General features: G+C 67.3%; 17 protein-coding genes. 12 read left to right on the top strand and 5 right to left on the bottom strand.

The window, feature by feature from the left end; genetic code table 11:
- Positions 1-74: 74 nt before the first annotated feature.
- The 7 genes from CTR55_RS22635 (at position 75) to CTR55_RS22605 (ending at position 8,074) form a co-directional block, all read left to right on the top strand.
- Positions 75-1,166 carry a polyamine ABC transporter substrate-binding protein gene (locus tag CTR55_RS22635; RefSeq protein WP_296289561.1) on the top strand — a complete coding sequence of 364 codons (1,092 nt, stop codon included), beginning with the start codon at positions 75-77 and terminating at the stop codon, positions 1,164-1,166.
- Between the two features lie 111 nt (positions 1,167-1,277).
- Positions 1,278-2,240, top strand: coding sequence for an agmatinase (gene speB / locus CTR55_RS22630; RefSeq protein ID WP_296289560.1), 963 nt, complete (start codon positions 1,278-1,280; stop codon positions 2,238-2,240).
- 161 nt (positions 2,241-2,401) lie between these two features.
- The gene (locus CTR55_RS22625) at positions 2,402-3,517 is read left to right on the top strand and encodes an ABC transporter ATP-binding protein (protein WP_296289559.1); all 1,116 of its coding nucleotides are present in this window, start codon (positions 2,402-2,404) and stop codon (positions 3,515-3,517) included.
- A 53-nt stretch (positions 3,518-3,570) separates the two neighbouring features.
- A complete protein-coding gene (locus tag CTR55_RS22620; protein ID WP_296289557.1) occupies positions 3,571-4,713 on the top strand; it encodes a spermidine/putrescine ABC transporter substrate-binding protein in 1,143 nt (380 codons plus the stop codon).
- Positions 4,714-4,844: 131 nt separating this feature from the next.
- The gene (locus CTR55_RS22615) at positions 4,845-5,756 is read left to right on the top strand and encodes an ABC transporter permease (RefSeq protein WP_296289556.1); all 912 of its coding nucleotides are present in this window, start codon (positions 4,845-4,847) and stop codon (positions 5,754-5,756) included.
- 1 nt (position 5,757) lies between these two features.
- On the top strand, positions 5,758-6,576 hold the full coding sequence (locus CTR55_RS22610) for an ABC transporter permease (RefSeq protein ID WP_296289554.1): 819 nt from the start codon (positions 5,758-5,760) through the stop codon (positions 6,574-6,576).
- A gap of 25 nt (positions 6,577-6,601) precedes the next feature.
- On the top strand, positions 6,602-8,074 hold the full coding sequence (locus tag CTR55_RS22605; RefSeq protein ID WP_296289552.1) for an aldehyde dehydrogenase family protein: 1,473 nt from the start codon (positions 6,602-6,604) through the stop codon (positions 8,072-8,074).
- A gap of 214 nt (positions 8,075-8,288) precedes the next feature.
- Here CTR55_RS22605 and CTR55_RS22600 read toward each other — a convergent pair whose 3' ends face one another.
- The 3 genes from CTR55_RS22600 to CTR55_RS22590 all read right to left on the bottom strand — a co-directional run bounded on the left by CTR55_RS22600 (position 8,289) and on the right by CTR55_RS22590 (position 10,654).
- Positions 8,289-8,657: a VOC family protein gene (locus CTR55_RS22600; RefSeq protein WP_296289550.1), complete on the bottom strand. Its 369-nt coding sequence runs from the start codon at positions 8,655-8,657 to the stop codon at positions 8,289-8,291.
- An 89-nt stretch (positions 8,658-8,746) separates the two neighbouring features.
- Positions 8,747-9,352: an N-acetyltransferase gene (locus tag CTR55_RS22595; protein WP_296289549.1), complete on the bottom strand. Its 606-nt coding sequence runs from the start codon at positions 9,350-9,352 to the stop codon at positions 8,747-8,749.
- A 60-nt stretch (positions 9,353-9,412) separates the two neighbouring features.
- Positions 9,413-10,654: a TIGR03862 family flavoprotein gene (locus CTR55_RS22590; RefSeq protein ID WP_296289548.1), complete on the bottom strand. Its 1,242-nt coding sequence runs from the start codon at positions 10,652-10,654 to the stop codon at positions 9,413-9,415.
- Between the two features lie 331 nt (positions 10,655-10,985).
- Between CTR55_RS22590 and CTR55_RS22585 the strand changes: the two genes are divergently transcribed.
- A complete protein-coding gene (locus tag CTR55_RS22585; RefSeq protein ID WP_296289546.1) occupies positions 10,986-11,486 on the top strand; it encodes a hypothetical protein in 501 nt (166 codons plus the stop codon).
- Here CTR55_RS22585 and CTR55_RS22580 read toward each other — a convergent pair.
- Together CTR55_RS22580 and CTR55_RS22575 are read right to left on the bottom strand one after the other, a co-directional pair.
- The gene (locus tag CTR55_RS22580; RefSeq protein ID WP_296289544.1) at positions 11,471-12,394 is read right to left on the bottom strand and encodes a histone deacetylase; all 924 of its coding nucleotides are present in this window, start codon (positions 12,392-12,394) and stop codon (positions 11,471-11,473) included. The two genes, CTR55_RS22585 and CTR55_RS22580, sit on opposite strands and share 16 nt — an antisense overlap.
- Before the next feature lie 88 nt (positions 12,395-12,482).
- On the bottom strand, positions 12,483-13,688 hold the full coding sequence (locus CTR55_RS22575; RefSeq protein ID WP_296289542.1) for an MFS transporter: 1,206 nt from the start codon (positions 13,686-13,688) through the stop codon (positions 12,483-12,485).
- Positions 13,689-13,898: 210 nt separating this feature from the next.
- On the opposite strand from CTR55_RS22575, the gene CTR55_RS22570 reads away from it, so the two are divergent.
- From CTR55_RS22570 to CTR55_RS22555, 4 genes are read left to right on the top strand one after another with little or no spacing between them, the layout of a single operon-like run.
- Positions 13,899-14,441, top strand: a complete 543-nt coding sequence (locus tag CTR55_RS22570; RefSeq protein ID WP_296289541.1) for a GNAT family N-acetyltransferase — start codon at positions 13,899-13,901, stop codon at positions 14,439-14,441.
- Positions 14,438-16,054, top strand: a complete 1,617-nt coding sequence (locus CTR55_RS22565) for a SagB/ThcOx family dehydrogenase (RefSeq protein ID WP_296289539.1) — start codon at positions 14,438-14,440, stop codon at positions 16,052-16,054. The genes CTR55_RS22570 and CTR55_RS22565 overlap by 4 nt, the downstream gene beginning before the upstream one ends.
- Before the next feature lie 13 nt (positions 16,055-16,067).
- Positions 16,068-16,937 carry an acyl-CoA thioesterase II gene (gene tesB / locus CTR55_RS22560; RefSeq protein WP_296289537.1) on the top strand — a complete coding sequence of 290 codons (870 nt, stop codon included), beginning with the start codon at positions 16,068-16,070 and terminating at the stop codon, positions 16,935-16,937.
- The gene (locus tag CTR55_RS22555; RefSeq protein WP_296289535.1) at positions 16,934-17,533 is read left to right on the top strand and encodes an HAD family hydrolase; all 600 of its coding nucleotides are present in this window, start codon (positions 16,934-16,936) and stop codon (positions 17,531-17,533) included. The genes tesB and CTR55_RS22555 overlap by 4 nt, the downstream gene beginning before the upstream one ends.
- The last annotated feature ends 71 nt before the right edge of the window (positions 17,534-17,604 follow it).

Raw genomic sequence — 17,604 nt, 5'->3', positions numbered from 1 at the left:
TAACTTTGTATTTTTACAAAGTAAAGCCCGCTCCATGCTCGCCGCATAACGACAACAACCCTGAGGCGATGATCATGCGTGCGTTCTTCCAGGCTTCTCTGGCGGCTCTGGCCGTGACCCTGGCCATGCCCCTGCAGGCGCAGGAGCGGGTGCTCAACCTCTACAACTGGGCCGATTACGTCGGCGCCGATGCCCTGCAGCGCTTCCAGAAGGAAACCGGCATCCGCGTCAAATACGACACCTTCGACAGCGCCGAGGTGCTCGACAGCAAGCTGATGACCGGCGCCAGCGGCTACGACGTCGTGTTCCCCGCCAGCAGCGGCCTGGCCCGCGCCATCCAGGCCAAGGCCGTGCAGCCGGTGGACGACGCGCAGCTGAAGAATTTTGCCAACCTCGACCCGGAGCTGCTGGCCAAGCTCGCCGCCATCGACCCCGGCAATCGCTTCGGCGTGCCCTACACCTGGGGCACCGTGGGCCTGGCGATCAACAAGGACGAGGTGCTCAAACGCATTCCCGACGCACCGCTGGATAGCCTCGACCTGCTGTTCAAGCCCGAGTACGCCAGCCGCCTGGCCGACTGCGGAATCTCGCTGATCGACTCGCCGCAGGAAGTCATCAGCGTGGCGCTGAATTACCTGGGCAAGTCGCCCTACAGCACCGAGGCGGCCGACCTGGCCCAGGTCCGCGAGCTGTTGGCGAAGCTGCAACCCAACGTGCGCTACATCGCCAGCGGCAAGCACATCAACGACCTGGCGAACGGCACGCTGTGCGTCGCCCTGACCTACACCGGCGATGCTCTGATGGGCGCCGCGCAAGCGAAGCAGGCGAACAAGCCGTTCGAGGTGATCTACCGGATACCCAAGGAAGGCACGCTGATCTGGTTCGACACCATGGCCATCCCGGCGGACGCGCCGCACCCACAGGAGGCCCGCGTGTTCATCGACTTCATGCTGCGCCCGGACTCCATCGCCGAGCTGACCAACACCCTGTACTTCGCCAACGCCAACCTGAAGGCCACGCCGCTGCTGTCTGCCGAGGTCGCCGGTGATCCGGACATCTACCCACCTGCCGCCATGCGCCAGAAGCTGTTTGGCGAGCAATTGCTGACCCTCAAGCAGCAGCGCGAACGCACCCGGCTGTGGTCGGCGTTTCGTACCCGTAGCTGACGAATGCGCTGGCTTTCGTAGGGCGGATAACCTGTTCCAGGTGATGCGCCCTACGGAACCGGACACTCCACCTGTTCACCGTGATCACCCGATAACCACGACGAGGACCCCATGGACATTGCCCAGGACAACGACCAGGCCATCACCCGCGACAGCCTGTATGGCACCGCTGCCGAATCCACCTACGCCGGCATCACCAGTTTCATGCGCCGCCGCTACAGCCGCGACCTGCGCGGTGTCGACCTGGTGGTCAGCGGCGTGCCCTTCGACACAGCCACCACCAACCGCCCCGGCAGCCGCTTCGGGCCGCGCGCGATCCGCGCCGCCTCGGTGCAGATGGCCTGGGCCCGGCACTTCCCCTGGGAATTCGACCCCTTCGACCACCTGGCGGTGGTCGATTACGGCGACTGTTCCTTCGACCACGGCGTGCCGCAGGAAACCCCGGAAGTCATCGAGGCCCACGCAGCGCGCATCCTCGATGCCGGTTGCGCGCTGCTGACCCTGGGCGGCGACCACTTCATCAGCTACCCGCTGCTCAAGGCCCATGCGAAGAAGCACGGCCCGCTGTCGCTGATCCACTTCGACGCCCACAGCGACACTTGGCCGGACGAGGATTGCCAGCGCATCGACCACGGCACCATGTTCTACCACGCCGCCCGCGAGGGGCTGGTCGACCCGTCGCGCTCGGTGCAGATCGGCCTGCGCACCACCAACGACGACGTCATGGGCTTCCAGGTATTGGACGCCCGCGAGGTGCACCGCCATACGCCGCAGGCCATCGCCGAGCGCATCCGCGCGCGGGTCGGCGAAAACCCGGTGTACCTGACCTTCGACATCGACTGCCTCGACCCGGCGTTCGCTCCGGGCACCGGCACGCCGGTCTGTGGCGGGTTGAGCTCGCACCAGGCGCTGGAAATCCTCCGCGCGTTGCGTGGCATCAACCTGGTGGGGATGGACGTGGTGGAAGTCGCGCCGCCCTACGACAGCGCCGAGATCACCGCCCTGGCCGGCGCGACCCTGGCGATGGAGATGGTTTGCCTGTACGCGGCGCGGCACAAGCTGGGCGAACGCTGATGGGTTGACCCAGCAGAGACGCGCCATGCCGGCGATCGTGCGCATGGCGCGTTTCTACGGGGCGCACCAATCCCGACATCTATCCCCCGAGGGATATATACACCCCGAAAGCCCCATTGCTAGCGTGACCACCAACAAGAACAAAGTGGGAGCGCGCGGTGATGGAGAGCGGTCAGGACTTCGATATCGAATTCCGTAACGTGGTCAAGCGCTACGGCAGCGTGCCGGCGGTCAACGGGCTGAGCTTCCGGGTGAAGCGCGGCGCCTTCCATTCCTTCCTCGGCAGCTCCGGCTGCGGCAAGACCACCACCCTGCGGATGATCGCCGGCTTCGAGCAGCCCAGCGAGGGCGAAGTGCTGCTGGCCGGCCAGGCGGTGGCCGGGGTGCCGGCGCACCAGCGCGCGGTGAACATGGTGTTCCAGCACTACGCGCTGTTCCCGCACCTGACGGTGGCCGAGAATATTGCCTACGGCCTGCGCTACCGCACGCCGCGCCCGGACCGCGCGCAGCAGCGCCGCATGGCCGACGAGGCACTGGAGATGGTCCGTCTTTCCGGCTTTGGCACGCGCAAGCCCCACGAGCTTTCCGGCGGCCAGCAGCAACGCGTGGCACTGGCCCGCGCGCTGGTGAACAAGCCCACCGTGCTGCTGCTCGACGAGCCGCTCGCCGCACTCGACCGCAAGCTGCGCAAGGAGATGCAGTCGGAGCTGCTGCGCTTGCAGCGCGAGGTCGGCATCACCTTCGTGCTGGTCACCCACGACCAGGAAGAAGCGCTGTCGATGAGCGACAGCATCAGCATCATGAAGGACGGCCTGATCATCCAGACCGCCACCCCCGAGGCGCTCTACGAGACCCCGGCGAGCCGCTACGTGGCCGACTTCATCGGCGAATCCAACCTGTTCTCCGGCACCGTGCGCCGCCTCGATTCCGGCCGAGTGGTGCTGGGCACCCCGGCCGGGCTGGAACTGAGCAGCCCGCCGACGCCCACCGGCCCCGCGCTGACGCCCCAGGCCGAAGGCTGCATCGCGGTGCGCCCGGAGCTGGTCGGCATCGCCGCCGCCGATTCGGACCTGCAGCGCGAGGTGCGCCTGAAGGGCCGCGTCGAAGACCGCATCTACCTGGGCAACCTCACCGAATACCGCGTGCGCACCGACGCCTTCGGCATCGTCTGCGTGCGCGTGCCGCGCAAGGCCGGCGGCGAAGCGGAAGCCTTCGAGCATGGCGCGCCGGTGCAGGTCGGCTGGAACCAGGCCAGCGGCCTGGCCATGGCCCTGTGAGTTCGACGATCCAACCCTAACGACAACAATCAGCAGACAGGCGGGGAGTGACGATGGACAAGAAGAGCTTCATCAAGACGATGCGCAGCTGGGAAAACGGCTCCATCACGCGGCGCGACTTTCTCGGCAGGACCGGCCTCGGGCTGGCCATGGCCGTGGTCGCCGCCAACACCCCCGGACTGCTGAGCGGCAAGGCCTACGCCGCCGAAGGCAGCAACATCGGCGATCGCCTGGCCCTGGCCACCTGGCCGAACTACCACAGCCAGGAGAACTTCGACGCCTTCGCCAAGGCCACCGGCGCGCGGGTACAGATGAACGTGTTCGGCTCCAACGAGGAGATGCTCGCCAAGCTGCAGGCCGGCGGCAGTGGCTGGGACGTCTTCGTGCCGACCAACTACACCATCAGCACCTACGTGCAGCTCGGGCTGATCGAGCCGCTGGACCTTTCGCGCATTCCCAACTTCGACCCCAAGGCCTTCGAGGAACGCTTCATGGCCCAGGGCACGGTGGACGGCAAGGTCTACGCGGTGCCGAAGAACTGGGGCACCACCGGCATCGTCTATGACGCCAGCCGCGTGAAGGGCAGCCCGGATTCCTGGAAGCAGTTCTGGGACCTGACCCTGACCAGCGCCTCGGGCCGCACCATCGTCCACGACTACCAGCTCACCGCCATCGGCAACGCGCTCAAGTACTACGGCTACAGCTTCAACTCGCTGGACCCGAAGGAACTGGCCGAGGCCGAGAAGCTGCTGATCCAGGCCAAGCCGCACCTGTTTGCGATCAACTCCGACATCCAGCCCTCGCTGCGCAACGGCGACGCCTGGATGGCCATGGCCTGGACCGGCGACGCCTCGCAGCTGCACCGCGACAACCCGGACATGACCTTCGTGCTGGGCAAGGAAGGCGGCGAGATCTGGAGCGACTTCTTCGCCATTCCCAAGAGCGCCGAGCATCGCGATGCCGCCTACGCGTTCATCAACTACCTGCTCGACCCGCAGCACAACAAGCTGGAGGTGCTCTCCCACGGCTACCCGAGCGGGGACAAGCGCGTCGATGCGCTGCTCTCCAAGGAGATGCTCGACGACCCGATCATGTACCCGGCGGCCGAGCGTCTGGCGCCGCTGGAGTTCGGCGCCGCGGCGACCCTCACCAGCCCGGCGCGCGCCGAACTGATGGCGCGGTTCAAGGCCGCCTGAGGACGATGCCCCGACTGTAGGAGCGAGCTTGCTCGCGAACCCGCCCAGCTTCCGAGCTGCCGGGGAGTTCGTTCGCGAGCAAGCTAGCTCCTACAAGGGGGCCGCGTAACACCATGCGTAGGGAATCGAACATGAACATCGCTGTCAGCGCCCCGTTGCCGCAGACCCAGGCGACGCCCAGCACCTCGCGCGCGAAAAGCCTCGGCCGGCGCGTCACGCTCCTGCTGCTCCTGCCGTCCACCCTGTGGTTCCTGCTGCTGCTCCTGATGCCGCTGGTGATCATCCTGGTCTTCAGCTTCGGCGAGCGCAGCGCCGTGGGTGGCTACGGCGGCGGGCTGACGCTGGAGAACTACCTGAACCTCGGTTCCCGCGCCCAGGCCTTCTGGAACACCCTGACCCTGGCGCCGCTGGGCACCCTGGCCTGCCTGCTGGCAGCCTACCCGCTGGCCTACTTCCTCGCAGTGAAGGTGCAACGCAACAAGTCGTTGCTGCTCACGCTGGTGATCGTGCCGTTCTGGACCAGCTTCCTGATCCGCACCTACGCCTGGATATTCCTGCTCAGCGGGCGCGGCATCCCGGCGCTGCTGGAGACCTTCGGCATTGCCGACGTGCGCCTGATCAACACGCCCTACGCGGTGCTGATCGGCATCGTCTACGGCTACCTGCCGCTGATGGTGTTCCCCATCTACGTGACCCTGGAGAAGCTCGACAAGCGCCTGCTGGAAGCCTCCGGCGACCTCGGCGCGAGCGCCTTCGAAACCTTCCGCCGGATCACCCTGCCGCTGTCCGCGCCGGGCGTGATCACCGGGGTGATGCTGGTGTTCATCCTGCTCATGGGTGAGTTCCTGATCCCGGCGATCCTCGGCGGCGGCAAGGTGTTCTTCGTCGGCAACGCGTTGGTCGACCTGTTCCTGCAATCGCGCAACTGGGCCTTCGGCAGCGCGGTGGCGATGACCCTGGTGGCGATGATGCTGGTGATCATCGGCGTGTATCTGAAACTCGTGGCCCGCTACGGCGGCTCGCGCAACGACGGGGTGCTCTGACATGTGGCTGCGCAGTTACTCCACCTCGGTCTACCTGTTCCTCTACGCGCCCATCGCGCTGATCATGCTCTTCGCCTTCAACGCCGGGCGCAGCGGGCTGAGCTTCCAGTGCTGCTCGGTGCAGTGGTTCGGCCGCGCCTTCGGCAACCCCTTCATCATGGAAGCCCTGGGCAACAGCGCGCTGATCGCTCTCTGCTCGGCGCTGATCGCCACCCTGTTCGGCACCCTTGCGGTGTTCGGCCTGCAGCGGGTCGGCAAGCGCGTGCGCCTGCTGTTCGACGCCCTGACCTACTGCGCGATCATCGTGCCGGGGATCGTCATCGGCATCGCCACGCTGATCGCCTTCATCACCCTGTTCGACGTGCTCAACCCGTTGCTGGCGCTGCTGGACATCGGCCTGCCGAAACTCAACATGGGCTTCGGCACCGTGGTGGCGGCGCACTCGCTGTTTACCATGGCGCTGGTGATGGTGATCGTCCGCACCCGCGTCGAGGCGATGGACAAGTCGCTGCTGGAAGCCTCCGCCGACCTCTACGCGCCGCCGCTGGATACCTTCTGGCGGGTAACCCTGCCGCAGATCGCCCCGGCGATCCTGGCCGGCTTCCTGCTGGCGTTCACCTTCAGCTTCGACGATTTCATCATCGCCTTCTTCGTCGCCGGCTCCGAGACCACGTTGCCGATCTACATCTTCTCGTCGATCCGCCGCGGCATCACGCCAGAGATCAACGCCATCTCCACGGTGATCATCTGCGCCTCGCTGGCGCTGCTGTTCACCTCCCGCTACCTGCAGAACCGCCGCACCGGCGTTCAGGCCGCCTGAGGGCCGACTTCAAGGAGACGCGAAGATGCGTGACCAGCTCTACATCAACGGGCAGTGGGTCAGGCCGGACCTGGGCGGCCGTTTCACCAGCTTCGACCCGGCCACCGGCCAGCCCCTGGGCGAAGTGCCGGCGGCCACCGAGGAAGACGTCGACCACGCCGTGCGCGCGGCGCGTACCGCGTTCAATCGCGGCTGGGGGCAGAGCCGCGGCAGCGAGCGCGCCGAATGGCTGGAGGCGCTGGCCGGCGAGCTGGAACGCAACCAGGATTCACTGGCTGAACTGGAAGTGCGCGACAACGGCAAGCCTCTGCCCGAAGCGCAGTGGGACGTGGCCGACGCCATCGGCTGCTTCTGCTACTACGCCGAGCTGGCGCGGGAACTGGACCAGCGCCAGGACCAGTTGCTGGCGCTGCCCGACGAGCGCTTTCGCTGCCGTATCCGCCAGGAGCCGGTGGGCGTGGCGGGGCAGATCATTCCGTGGAACTACCCGCTGCTGATGGCCGCTTGGAAGGTCGCGCCGGCTTTGGCAGCGGGCGCCACCTGCGTGCTCAAGCCGTCTGAACTGACGCCGCTGAGCGCACTCGAACTGGCCGCTGCGGCGGATGCCGTGGGCCTGCCGGCAGGCGTGCTCAACGTGCTGCCGGGCCTCGGCGCGGAGGCCGGCGGGCCGCTGAGTCAGCATCCGGGGGTGGACAAGCTGGCCTTCACCGGCAGCGTGCCGACCGGCTCGCGGATCATGTCGGCGGCAGCCCAGGACATCAAGAACGTCAGCCTGGAGCTGGGTGGCAAGTCGGCCTTCATCGTCTTCGACGACAGCGACGTCGAGGCGGCGGTGGAGTGGATCCTGTTCGGTATCTTCTGGAACCAGGGCCAGGTCTGCAGCGCCACCTCGCGCCTGCTGGTGCAGGAGGGCATCGCGCCGCGCCTGATCGAGCGGCTGGTGGAGGCGACCCGCGCCATCAGCATCGGTAACGGCCTGCAGCCGGGCGTGTTGCTTGGCCCGCTGGTCAGCCAGGGGCAGCACGAGAAGGTGCTCGGCTTTGTCGAGAAGGGCCGCGCCGGCGGCGCCCGGCTGCTTACCGGCGGCAAGCGGCCGGCGGGCCTGGACGAAGGCTGGTTCATCGAGCCGGCGATCTTCGATGAGCCGGCCGAGGACGCGCTGATCTGGCGCGAGGAAATCTTCGGCCCGGTGCTCTGCGTGAAGCGTTTCAAGACCGAAGCCGAGGCCCTGCGCCTGGCCAACGACAGCCGCTTTGGCCTGGCCGGCGCGGTGATGTCGGGCGACCTGCAGCGCGCCGCGCGGGTGGCCGATGGGCTGCGCGCGGGGATCGTCTGGGTCAACTGCTCGCAGCCGACCTTCACCCAGGCGCCCTGGGGCGGCATGAAACACAGCGGCATCGGCCGCGAGCTGGGTGTGTGGGGGCTGGAAAACTACCTGGAGGTGAAGCAGGTGACCGAGTACCTCTCGGATCAGCCTTGGGGGTGGTACCTGAAGTAGTCGCTCCTACAAGTCAGACTCGTAGGGCGCATAACGCGCCAGCGTTATCCGCCGTCGTGGCAACGGCGGATGCCATGTCAGTCCCCTCTCCCGCTTGCGGGAGAGGGTTAGGGGCCCTTGAGCCTGTAGGAGCGAACCCTGTCCGCGATGCTTCCCTGGCCGGCCTCACGGCCGGATTGCGGATGAACCCGCCCGTACATCGTGCGCGAGCGCCTCAGTCGAGGTTATGCCCGATCCGCCAGAGCACGCCGCTGGGGTCGTGCAGGGTGAAGTCGCGCATCTTCCACGGCTGGTCTTCCGGTACGCCAAGGCGCACGCCATAACGCTCGGCGAGGCCAGAGTCGCGCACCTTCGCGTACCAGGCGTCGGCGTCCTCCACCAGCAAGTGCAGCATCAGGTTCTCGGCGAATTCCTTGACGTAGTAGTTCTGCAGCAGGAAGGCGCAGTGGTCGCCGTGGTGGAAGTAGGCGAGCTCTTCTGAGTTCCACGGCGAGTGGAAGCCCAGGTCCTGGTAGAACTGCCGGGAGAGCGCGAAATCGCGGGCGGGGACGAAGACTTTCAGTTCAACGCTGGCAGTGCTCATGGGCAACCTTCCTGGTTAATGCGTGAGCAGGCTGTCACGACGGCAAGGGATCGGGCCGCCACTGGCGGGCGGCTGGCCGCGAGTCTAGCTCAGAGCTTGCGCTGCATGTAACGGTGGCTGGAAACCCCCGGCAAGGTCGACAGGCGTTCCTTCTGCACGCTGAAGCCGAGGCGTTCGTAGAGTGCCTGGGCCTTGGGGTTGGCCACCGAGACATCCAGCGCGGCCATGGGCAGGCTGCCGCTGCGGCCGATCTGCAGGAAGTGGTCGATCAGCTGGCTGCCGAGGCCTTCGCCACGCAGATCCGGGGTGACGCCCAGGTGCGCGAGGTACAGGGTCTTGCGCGGCGGTGGGCAGATGATCCGTTCCAGTTGCAGGCCGCGGCGGATCACTCCCGCCGAGCCCAGTCCGAAGTAACCGAGAATCTGTCGCGTGGCCGCGAGCATGTAGCCCAGGGTCACTTCGCCGCCGAACACCGTGCCGGCTGCCACCACCTGGCCGTCCTGTTCGCCGACCCAGTGCTGGCGCCAGCCGAACTGCCCGCCACCCTGGACGAAGGCATAGCGCAGGAAGTCCTGGGCGCTGTTGCGGCCGGGGCGGGCGAAGGCGTAGTCGAAGGCGTCGGGGCCGGAGCTGTAGATCAGCGGGATGGCGGCATCGACATCATCGGGACGGGCGCGGCGGAAGGTCAGCGGCATGCAGGCGACTCCTGGGTGGGAGTCGAGAATCTAGCACCATGGTTCCAGTTTTGGCAGCGCTCAGCCTTGCGATTCGAGCCACTGCAATGTGCCGAGCCCGGCGGCGCGACCGCTGGCGAAGCAGGCGGTGAGCAGGTAGCCGCCGGTGGGCGCTTCCCAGTCGAGCATCTCGCCGGCGCAGAACACGCCCGGCAAGGCGTTGAGCATCAGACTGTCGTCCAGCGCCTCGAAGGTCACGCCACCGGCGCTACTGATGGCTTCATCCAGCGGACGGGTGCGCACCACGCTCAGCGGCAACGCCTTGATCAACTGGGCGAGGCGCTGCGGATTGGCGTAGTCGGCGGCTGTGGACAACTCGCGCAACAGCCCGGCGCGCACGCCGTCCAGGCCGAGTCGGCCACGCAGGTGGTTGGCCATGGACTTGGAACCGCGCGGCTGGGCGACGGCCTTGGCGACCTGCTCCAGGCTGCGGTTGGGCAGCAGGTCGAGGTGCACCGTGGCGCTGCCGGTCTGCTCGATGCGTTCGCGGATACCGGCGGACAGTGCATAGACCAGGCTGCCTTCGATACCGCCAGCGGTGACCACGAATTCGCCCTGGCGCGGCGTATCGCCTTCCAGTGAAAGCGCCACCGGCTTGACCGGCGCACCAGCGAACTTGTCGCGGAAGAATTCGCTCCAGCCCGCGACCTCGAAGCCGCAGTTGGCCGGGCGTAGTGGCGAGATATCCACCGTACGCTCGGCGAGCAGCGGCACCCAGGCGCCGTCCGAGCCCAGACGCTGCCAACTGCCGCCGCCGAGGGCCAGCACGGTCGCGTCGGGGGTGACGCTGCGCTGGCCTTCCGGCCCCTCGATCAGCAGCGCGCCATTGGCATCCCAGCCCAGCCAGCGGTGACGGGTGTGGATAACCACGCCGTCCTCGCGCAGGCGCTTGAGCCAGGCCCGCAACAGCGGCGCGGCCTTCATGTCGGTAGGGAAGACCCGGCCCGAGGTGCCGACGAAGGTGTCGATGCCCAGGCCGTGAATCCACGCGCACAGCGCCTGGTTGTCGAAGGCGTCGAGCAGCGGCGCCAGGGTTTGCGAGCGCTTCCCATAGCGGGAGAGGAACGGCTCGCGCGCCTCGGAGTGGGTGATATTCATGCCGCCGACGCCAGCCAGCAGGAACTTGCGCCCGACCGAGGGCATGGCGTCGAACAACTCCACCTGCACGCCGGCGCTGGCCAGGACTTCGGCCGCCATCAGGCCGGCAGGACCACCGCCGATGACAACGGCAGTGCGGGAGGCGATGGGGCGGGAATCGGTCATGCGAAGGCCAGACGAGGATAAGCGGGGAGGGCGCAATTCTAGCGCAGCGATGCTTTGCGCCGGTTGTTCATTTTTTGCCCAGCTCTCGCGGGGCCTGCGGGGGCGGGCGTGACGAGTGCTTTTCCGCAGCTTATCCACAGGCGGCTCCACCGTTGTCGGGGAAAAGACGCGGTGCTGTCCTTGGGGCGTCCGGCAACGCCGAGGCTCGCGAGTGATGTCTGAAAAAGAGGGGGTTACGAGAATTCCTACAGGGGATCGAGATTGCGCCGATGTTGGCGCTTTTGTGAATCCATCAGCATGCGGGCCTCTTGCAACCTTGGTCCGACTGTCAATGAAAGTTCGTGATTACCTTCGCTCTCATGAGGCCCACCTGTGGGTGGAGGGCAGCGACACCCGCGTGCGGGTGAATGGCCTCGACATTGTCATCAGGAGTCTCCCCAACGAGGAGATCCGCGCCTTGCTCAACGAGGCGGTGGCTCACATGGTGGTGCGCCTGAACAAGAACCTGCAGGGCTCCAAGCAGAAGTTCGAACAGCGCGTACTGGAGCTGCTGTCGATACAGATCGCGTTGCACAACCTGTACGTGTTCACCAACTGGAGCCGCCTGCTGCCGCGCTACCTGAAGTACGCAGGGCCGCTGCGCGCTCAGGAGTTGTTGCAGCACCATGTGCCGGAGCAGGTGATGCGTTTCTGCGAGAAGCACTATGCGGCGGAGTGCCGGCCCCGCGCCGCCGCGCTGCTCGGGTTCTCCGACCACGAATTGACGCGCTGGGAACAACAGCGACTGGTCTCGCGGATGGACACCAACAATTCGCGCTACCGCACCAACTGAAGCTCCGTCGCCACCCGCGCCGCGCTGTGGTGCAGGATGCCGTGGCGCCGGGCCAGCGCGTGGCGATCCTTGTCGTAGCCGCCGCCGATCACACCGACCACCGGAATATCACTGGACAGGCAGCGGCGGATGACGTGTTCGTCGCGCGCCGCCAGTCCCGCATCGGTGAGTTGCAGATAGCCCAGGGCATCGTCCTGGTGCACGTCCACGCCGGCGTCGTAGAGCACGATGTCCGGCTGGTACAGCGGCAGCAGGTAGTCCAGCGCTTCCCGCACCACCTTCAGGTACTCCGCGTCGCTCAGGTGCAGCGGCAGGGGAATATCCCAGTCGCTCTGCGCCTTGCGCGCGGGGAAGTTCTTCTCGCAATGCAGTGACACCGTCACCGCGTCCGGCACGTTCTCCAGGATGCGCGCGGTGCCGTCGCCCTGGTGCACGTCGCAGTCGAAGATCAGCACGCGGTTGGCCTTGCCGCTTTCCAGCAGGTAGAGGCTGATCACCGCCAGGTCGTTGAAGATGCAGAAGCCCGAGGCATGGTCGTGGTGTGCGTGGTGCGTACCGCCCGCCAGATGGCAGGCCAATCCATGCTGTAACGCAAGCTCAGCACTCAGTACCGATCCGCCCACCGCACGTACCGTGCGCCGCGCCAGCGCTTCGCTCCAGGGCAGGCCGAGGCGGCGCAGCTCCTCGCGGCTCATCTCGCCGCTGCAGTAGCGTTCGATGTAGTCCCGGTCGTGGGCCAGGGCGAGGACGTCCTGCGGGCAGAGTTCCGGGCGCAGCAATTGCGCGTCTTCCACCAGGGCGCTGTCCACCAGGTGGTCGCGCAGCAGGCGGAACTTTTCCATGGGGAAGCGGTGGTTGTCCGGAAAGGGCGGACTGTAGTCGTCGTGGTAGACCAGGGGCAGCGGCATGGCGTCGGCGGGTCGGGAATGTGCTCACAGGGTACGTCGGCGCAGCGCGCAGACGAAAGGGCCGGCATCGCGCCGGCCCTTTTACGTATCAGCCTTGGTTGGAGAGGGCTGCGTCGTTTCGCGCGCTGCGACTGGTGAGCATCGACACCGACCACAGCACGAAGCCGCCGACGGCCAGCAGGCTGCCGACCCAGCCCGGCGAGGTCCAGCCATAGCCGGCCGCCAGGGCCAGGCCGCCGAGATACGGGCCCAGCGCGTTGGCGAAGTTGAACGCCGAGTGGTTCAGCGCTGCGGCGAGGCCCTGGGCGTCTTCGGCGACGTCCATCAGGCGGGTTTGCAGCACGGTGCCCAGCGCGCCGCCGAAGCCGACGAAGAACACGCAGATCGAAATGGCCCAGATATTCCCCGCGGTGAACGGGAAGATCGCCAGCACCACCGCGCTCCACACCAGCAGGCCGCCGGCGGTGGGCATCACGGCGCGGTCGGCGAGTACCGGGATGAACAGGTTGCCCAGGGTCATGCCGATGCCGAATACCGCCAGGATCAGCGGCACGACGCTCGGCGAGACGTGGGTGACCGCGCCGAGTATGTCGGCCAGGTAGGTGTACACCGCGAACAGCCCGCCAAAGCCGATGGCGCCGATGCCCAGGGTCAGCCAGACCTGTCCGCGTTTGAGCGCACCCAGCTCGCGCAATGGGCTGGAGTCCGGCTCGGCGGGCGAGTAAGGCGCCAGCAGACGCACGCAGAGCATGGTCAGCACGCCCAGTGCGGCCACCAGCGCGAAGCTCCAGCGCCAGCCCACGGCCTGGCTGAGCCAGTTGGCCGCCGGCACGCCGATGATGGTGGCGACGGTGAGGCCGAGGAACATCCGCCCGACCGCCACGGTGCGCCGGTGCGGCGGCACGATGGAGGCGGCGACCAGTGCGGCGATGCCGAAGTAGGCGCCGTGGGGCAGGCCGCTGATGAAGCGGAACAGCAGCATCCAGTGGTAGGTCGGCGCCAGGGCGCTGAGGCCGTTGCCGACGGCGAACAGTGCCATCAGCAGCACCAGCAGGGTGCGCCGTGGCAGGCGCGCGCCGAGCACCGCCAGCAGCGGCGCGCCGACGACCACGCCGAGGGCGTAGGCGCTGATCACGTGGCCGGCGGTGGGCGCATCGATGCCCAGCGCCGGGGCGAAATAGGGCAGCAGGCTCATGGTGGCGAATTCGGTGGTGCCGATGGCGAAGCCGCCGACAGCCAATGCGAAAAGCACCAGGGCCGTACTGCGATGCAGTCCGGTGGTGGAGGTCGTCATGGGGGTTCCTTGGTCTTTTTCGAGGTGCGCCAGGGCGGCGCGGCTGTCTGCGTGAGCACGGTCAAGGCAGTGACCGACAGCGAAGGTAGGAGAAAAATACCAGATGAAGGCCTTCCCTGCTGAATCGATTGCGCCTCGTCTGACGGATTGCGTCCTACAGGCCCGTCGCCGGGTATCATGGTGACCTTATGCTCAGCCGCGATGACGCCCATGGATTTTCCCAGCCTGACCACCGAGCGCCTGCTCCTGCGACCGTGGCGCCACGACGACCTGGCGCCCTTCGCCGCGCTGAATGCCGACGCCCAGGTGATGCGCCATTTCCCCGCCTGCATGAGCCGTGAGGACAGCGACCTGCTGGCCGCGCGCATTCTCGGGCACTTCGATGAGCACGGCTTCGGCCAGTGGATAGTCGAGCGTCGCGAGGATGGCGCCTGCATTGGCGTGCTCGGCTTGCAGCACGTCTCCTTCGACGCGCCGTTCACCCCGGCGGTGGAAATCGGCTGGCGCTTCAATACGGCCTACTGGCGGCAGGGCTATGCGCTGGAGGCGGCTCGCGCAGCACTGGCATTCGCCTTCGAGCAGTTGCAGCTGGAAGAAGTGGTCGCCTTCACCGTGCCGGCCAACCTGCCGTCGCAGGGGTTGATGCAGCGCCTGGGCATGCAACGTGACGAGGCCGGCGACTTCGAACATCCACGCCTGCCGCAAGGCCATCCGCTGCGCCAGCATGTGCTCTACCGGATTCGTCGCCCATGAAGCCGATCGAAGGCGTCCGCGCCTATCACGACCTGAGCAGCCATCGCCCGGAGCGCTTCGCCCCCGGCCCCGGCCAGCTCGACTGGGCGACCCAGCCGGCCGCCTTCCGCCGCTATGCCGGGGCGCGCTGCATCGAGCTGCTGCACCGATCGCAGGAAGAGTCGCCGGGTTATGACGAGGTGTTCGCCGGCCCCCTCGGTGCGCCCGCTCCGCTGAACCTCGCCAGCGTCTCGCAACTGCTCTACGACAGCCTGGCGCTGTCGGCCTGGAAGGATGCCGGCGGCAGCCGCTGGGCGCTGCGGGTCAATCCTTCCAGCGGCAACCTGCACCCGACCGAGGCCTACCTGCTGCTGCCCTCCGGGGCTGTGGATAACGCCGCGCTGCTGGCGCACTACAGCGCCGACGAACATGTGCTGGAGGTGCGTGCCGAGCTGCCCGCGCCGCTGGCCGAACAACTGAACGACGCCTTGCCCGCCGGCGGTTTCCTGCTGACGCTGGCGAGCATTCCCTGGCGCGAGGCCTGGAAGTACGGCGAGCGCGCCTATCGCTACTGCAATCACGACCTCGGCCATGCGCTGGCCTGCCTGAGCATTGCCGCGGCGATCCAGGGTTGGGAGATGCGCCTGCTGCGCGGTGTGGCCGAGGCGCAATTGGATAGCCTGATCGGCCTCGACCGCGACGGCTTCAGCGAGCACGAGTTCGCCGACGCGCTGCTGTGGATCGGCCCGGCACAGCCCGACGAGTTCCCGTTGCCCGGCGCGCTGCTCAAGAGCCTCGCCGAGTTGCCGCTGATCGGCACGCCCAATCGCCTGTCGCGGGACTCCCGCCACTGGCCGGAGCTGGAGCGTGTGCACCCGTTATGCCGCGCGCCCGCACTGCCGGCTCGCGACTGGTCCGCGTCGAGAGCCGAGCCCGCTGTGGATAACCCCGGCCTGCCGTTGCGCCCGATCCTGCATCGCCGGCGTAGCGCGCAGTCCATGGACGGCCGCAGCGGCATTCACGCCGAGTTGCTGTATGCCTGGCTGCGCCGCCTGATGCCTGAGCGTTCGCCCGTGCCCTTCGCCTGCACCGGCGAGCTGTCGCGCATCGACCTGCTACTGTTCGTCCATCGCGTCCAGGGCCTGGAGCCGGGCTTGTACTGGCTGGGCCGCAGTGGTCGCGAGGCGGGCGGGCTGCGCGAGGATTACCTGTGGCAACCGGTAGAGGAGAGCGGCGTGCCGCTGTACCGCCTGTTGTCCGGTGATGCGCGCGGGCTGTCGGCGTTCCTCTCCTGCGGGCAGGACATCGCCAGCGACGGTTGCGTCGCTTTCGCCATGCTGGCCGATCTCGACGCTGCGCTTGCCGAGGGTGCCTGGACCTACCCGCGCCTGTACTGGGAGGCTGGGCAGGTCGGCCAGTTGCTTTACCTGGAAGCCGAGGCGGCCGGCCTCTCGGGCACCGGCATCGGCTGCTATTTCGATCCGGCGCTGGACGAATTGCTCGGCGGTGGTTCGGACTGCCCGGTCAGCCTCTATCATTTCACCATCGGCCGCGCAGTCTGGGACGAACGCCTCAGCAGCCTTCCCGCCTACAGCGCGCCGCGCCGACTCCCACTTCAGCAAGACCGCAATTGAGGAAACAAAGCGCATGACCCAGATCCTGGACAACCTGGTGGCTCTGCTGAGCCTGGAACAGATCGAAGAGAACCTGTTCCGTGGCTCGAGCCAGGACCTCGGGTTCCGCCAGCTCTACGGCGGGCAAGTGCTCGGCCAGGCGCTGTCGGCGGCCAGCCAGACCGTGGAGCCGGAGCGCCATGTGCACTCCATGCACGGCTACTTCCTGCGCCCGGGCGACGCCAGCAAGCCGGTCGTCTATCAGGTCGATCGCGTGCGCGACGGCGGCACCTTCAGCACCCGCCGCGTCACCGCGATCCAGAAGGGCCAGCCGATCTTCGCCCTGAGCACCTCGTTCCAGACCGACGAGGGCGGTTTCGAGCACCAGATCGCCATGCCCGACGTGGTCGGCCCGGAGAACCTGCCGACCGATCAGGACCTGAAGAAGCGCAGTGCTGCGCAGTTCCCCGAGCGCATCCGCGACAAGCTGCTGTATCCCAAGCCCATCGAAATCCGCCCGGTGACCGAGAACGACCCGTACGACCCCGAGGTCGGCGAGCCGATCAAGTACCTCTGGCTGCGCGCCGACGGCAAGCTGCCGGACATCCCGGCGCTGCACAAATACATCCTCGCCTACGCCTCGGACTTCGGCTTCCTCACCACCTCGCTGCTGCCCCACGGGCGCTCGGTGTGGCAGAAGGACATGCAGGTCGCCACCATCGACCATTCCGTGTGGTTCCACCGCGACCTGCGCGCGGACGAGTGGCTGCTCTACGCCATCGACAGCCCCTGGGCCGGCAATGGCCGTGGCTTCGTGCGTGGCAGCATCTTCAACCGGGACGGCCAGCTGGTCGCCTCCTCGACCCAGGAAGGCCTGATCCGCCGCCGCGAGGACTGGGCATGACGCTGGAAGGCATCCGCCACTGGGTGTTCGACATGGACGGCACCCTGACCCTGGCGGTGCATGACTTCCCGGCGATCAAGCGCGCCCTGGGGATTCCCCAGGAGCACGACATCCTCAGCCACCTGGCGGCGCTGCCGGAAGCCGAGGCGGCGGCCAAGCATGCCTGGCTGCTGGAGCACGAGCGCGAGCTGGCGGTGGCCTCCACTGCTGCTCCCGGCGCAGTCGAACTGGTGCGTGCGCTGCACGGCGCCGGCTACCGCCTCGGCATCCTCACCCGCAATGCCCATGAGCTGGCGCTGATCACGCTGGCCGCGATTGGCATCGGTGATTGCTTCCTGACCGAGGATGTTCTCGGCCGTGGCGAGGCCGAGCCCAAGCCCAGCCCGGACGGCCTGCTACGCCTGGCCGCGCGCTGGGACGTGGCGCCGCAGCGGATGCTGATGGTCGGTGACTACCGCTTCGACCTCGACTGCGCCCGCGCCGCCGGGGCGCACAGTGCTCTGGTCAATCTGCCGGAGAATCCATGGCCGGAGCTGACCGACTGGCACGCGCGGGACTGCGCGGAGTTGGGGCGGATGGCGGGTGTTCTGGGCTGAGCCCGCCGTTGAGCGGGTTCGCGAGCAAGCTCGCTCCTACAGGCTGGGCCAGTGCGCTCTTCGTAGGAGGC

The organism is Pseudomonas sp. (assembly GCF_002796985.1).
GTDB lineage: Bacteria > Pseudomonadota > Gammaproteobacteria > Pseudomonadales > Pseudomonadaceae > Pseudomonas.
This window is presented reverse-complemented; position numbering and strand designations above follow the sequence as displayed.

Bases quoted from the DNA above. Each gene is read 5' to 3' on its own strand.
- CTR55_RS22635 (WP_296289561.1), top strand. From the start codon at position 75: ATGCGTGCGTTCTTCCAGGCTTCTCTGGCGGCTCTGGCCGTGACCCTG.
- speB (WP_296289560.1), top strand. From the start codon at position 1,278: ATGGACATTGCCCAGGACAACGACCAGGCCATCACCCGCGACAGCCTG.
- CTR55_RS22625 (WP_296289559.1), top strand. From the start codon at position 2,402: ATGGAGAGCGGTCAGGACTTCGATATCGAATTCCGTAACGTGGTCAAG.
- CTR55_RS22620 (WP_296289557.1), top strand. From the start codon at position 3,571: ATGGACAAGAAGAGCTTCATCAAGACGATGCGCAGCTGGGAAAACGGC.
- CTR55_RS22615 (WP_296289556.1), top strand. From the start codon at position 4,845: ATGAACATCGCTGTCAGCGCCCCGTTGCCGCAGACCCAGGCGACGCCC.
- CTR55_RS22610 (WP_296289554.1), top strand. From the start codon at position 5,758: ATGTGGCTGCGCAGTTACTCCACCTCGGTCTACCTGTTCCTCTACGCG.
- CTR55_RS22605 (WP_296289552.1), top strand. From the start codon at position 6,602: ATGCGTGACCAGCTCTACATCAACGGGCAGTGGGTCAGGCCGGACCTG.
- CTR55_RS22600 (WP_296289550.1), bottom strand. From the start codon at position 8,657: ATGAGCACTGCCAGCGTTGAACTGAAAGTCTTCGTCCCCGCCCGCGAT.
- CTR55_RS22595 (WP_296289549.1), bottom strand. From the start codon at position 9,352: ATGCCGCTGACCTTCCGCCGCGCCCGTCCCGATGATGTCGATGCCGCC.
- CTR55_RS22590 (WP_296289548.1), bottom strand. From the start codon at position 10,654: ATGACCGATTCCCGCCCCATCGCCTCCCGCACTGCCGTTGTCATCGGC.
- CTR55_RS22585 (WP_296289546.1), top strand. From the start codon at position 10,986: ATGAAAGTTCGTGATTACCTTCGCTCTCATGAGGCCCACCTGTGGGTG.
- CTR55_RS22580 (WP_296289544.1), bottom strand. From the start codon at position 12,394: ATGCCGCTGCCCCTGGTCTACCACGACGACTACAGTCCGCCCTTTCCG.
- CTR55_RS22575 (WP_296289542.1), bottom strand. From the start codon at position 13,688: ATGACGACCTCCACCACCGGACTGCATCGCAGTACGGCCCTGGTGCTT.
- CTR55_RS22570 (WP_296289541.1), top strand. From the start codon at position 13,899: ATGGATTTTCCCAGCCTGACCACCGAGCGCCTGCTCCTGCGACCGTGG.
- CTR55_RS22565 (WP_296289539.1), top strand. From the start codon at position 14,438: ATGAAGCCGATCGAAGGCGTCCGCGCCTATCACGACCTGAGCAGCCAT.
- tesB (WP_296289537.1), top strand. From the start codon at position 16,068: ATGACCCAGATCCTGGACAACCTGGTGGCTCTGCTGAGCCTGGAACAG.
- CTR55_RS22555 (WP_296289535.1), top strand. From the start codon at position 16,934: ATGACGCTGGAAGGCATCCGCCACTGGGTGTTCGACATGGACGGCACC.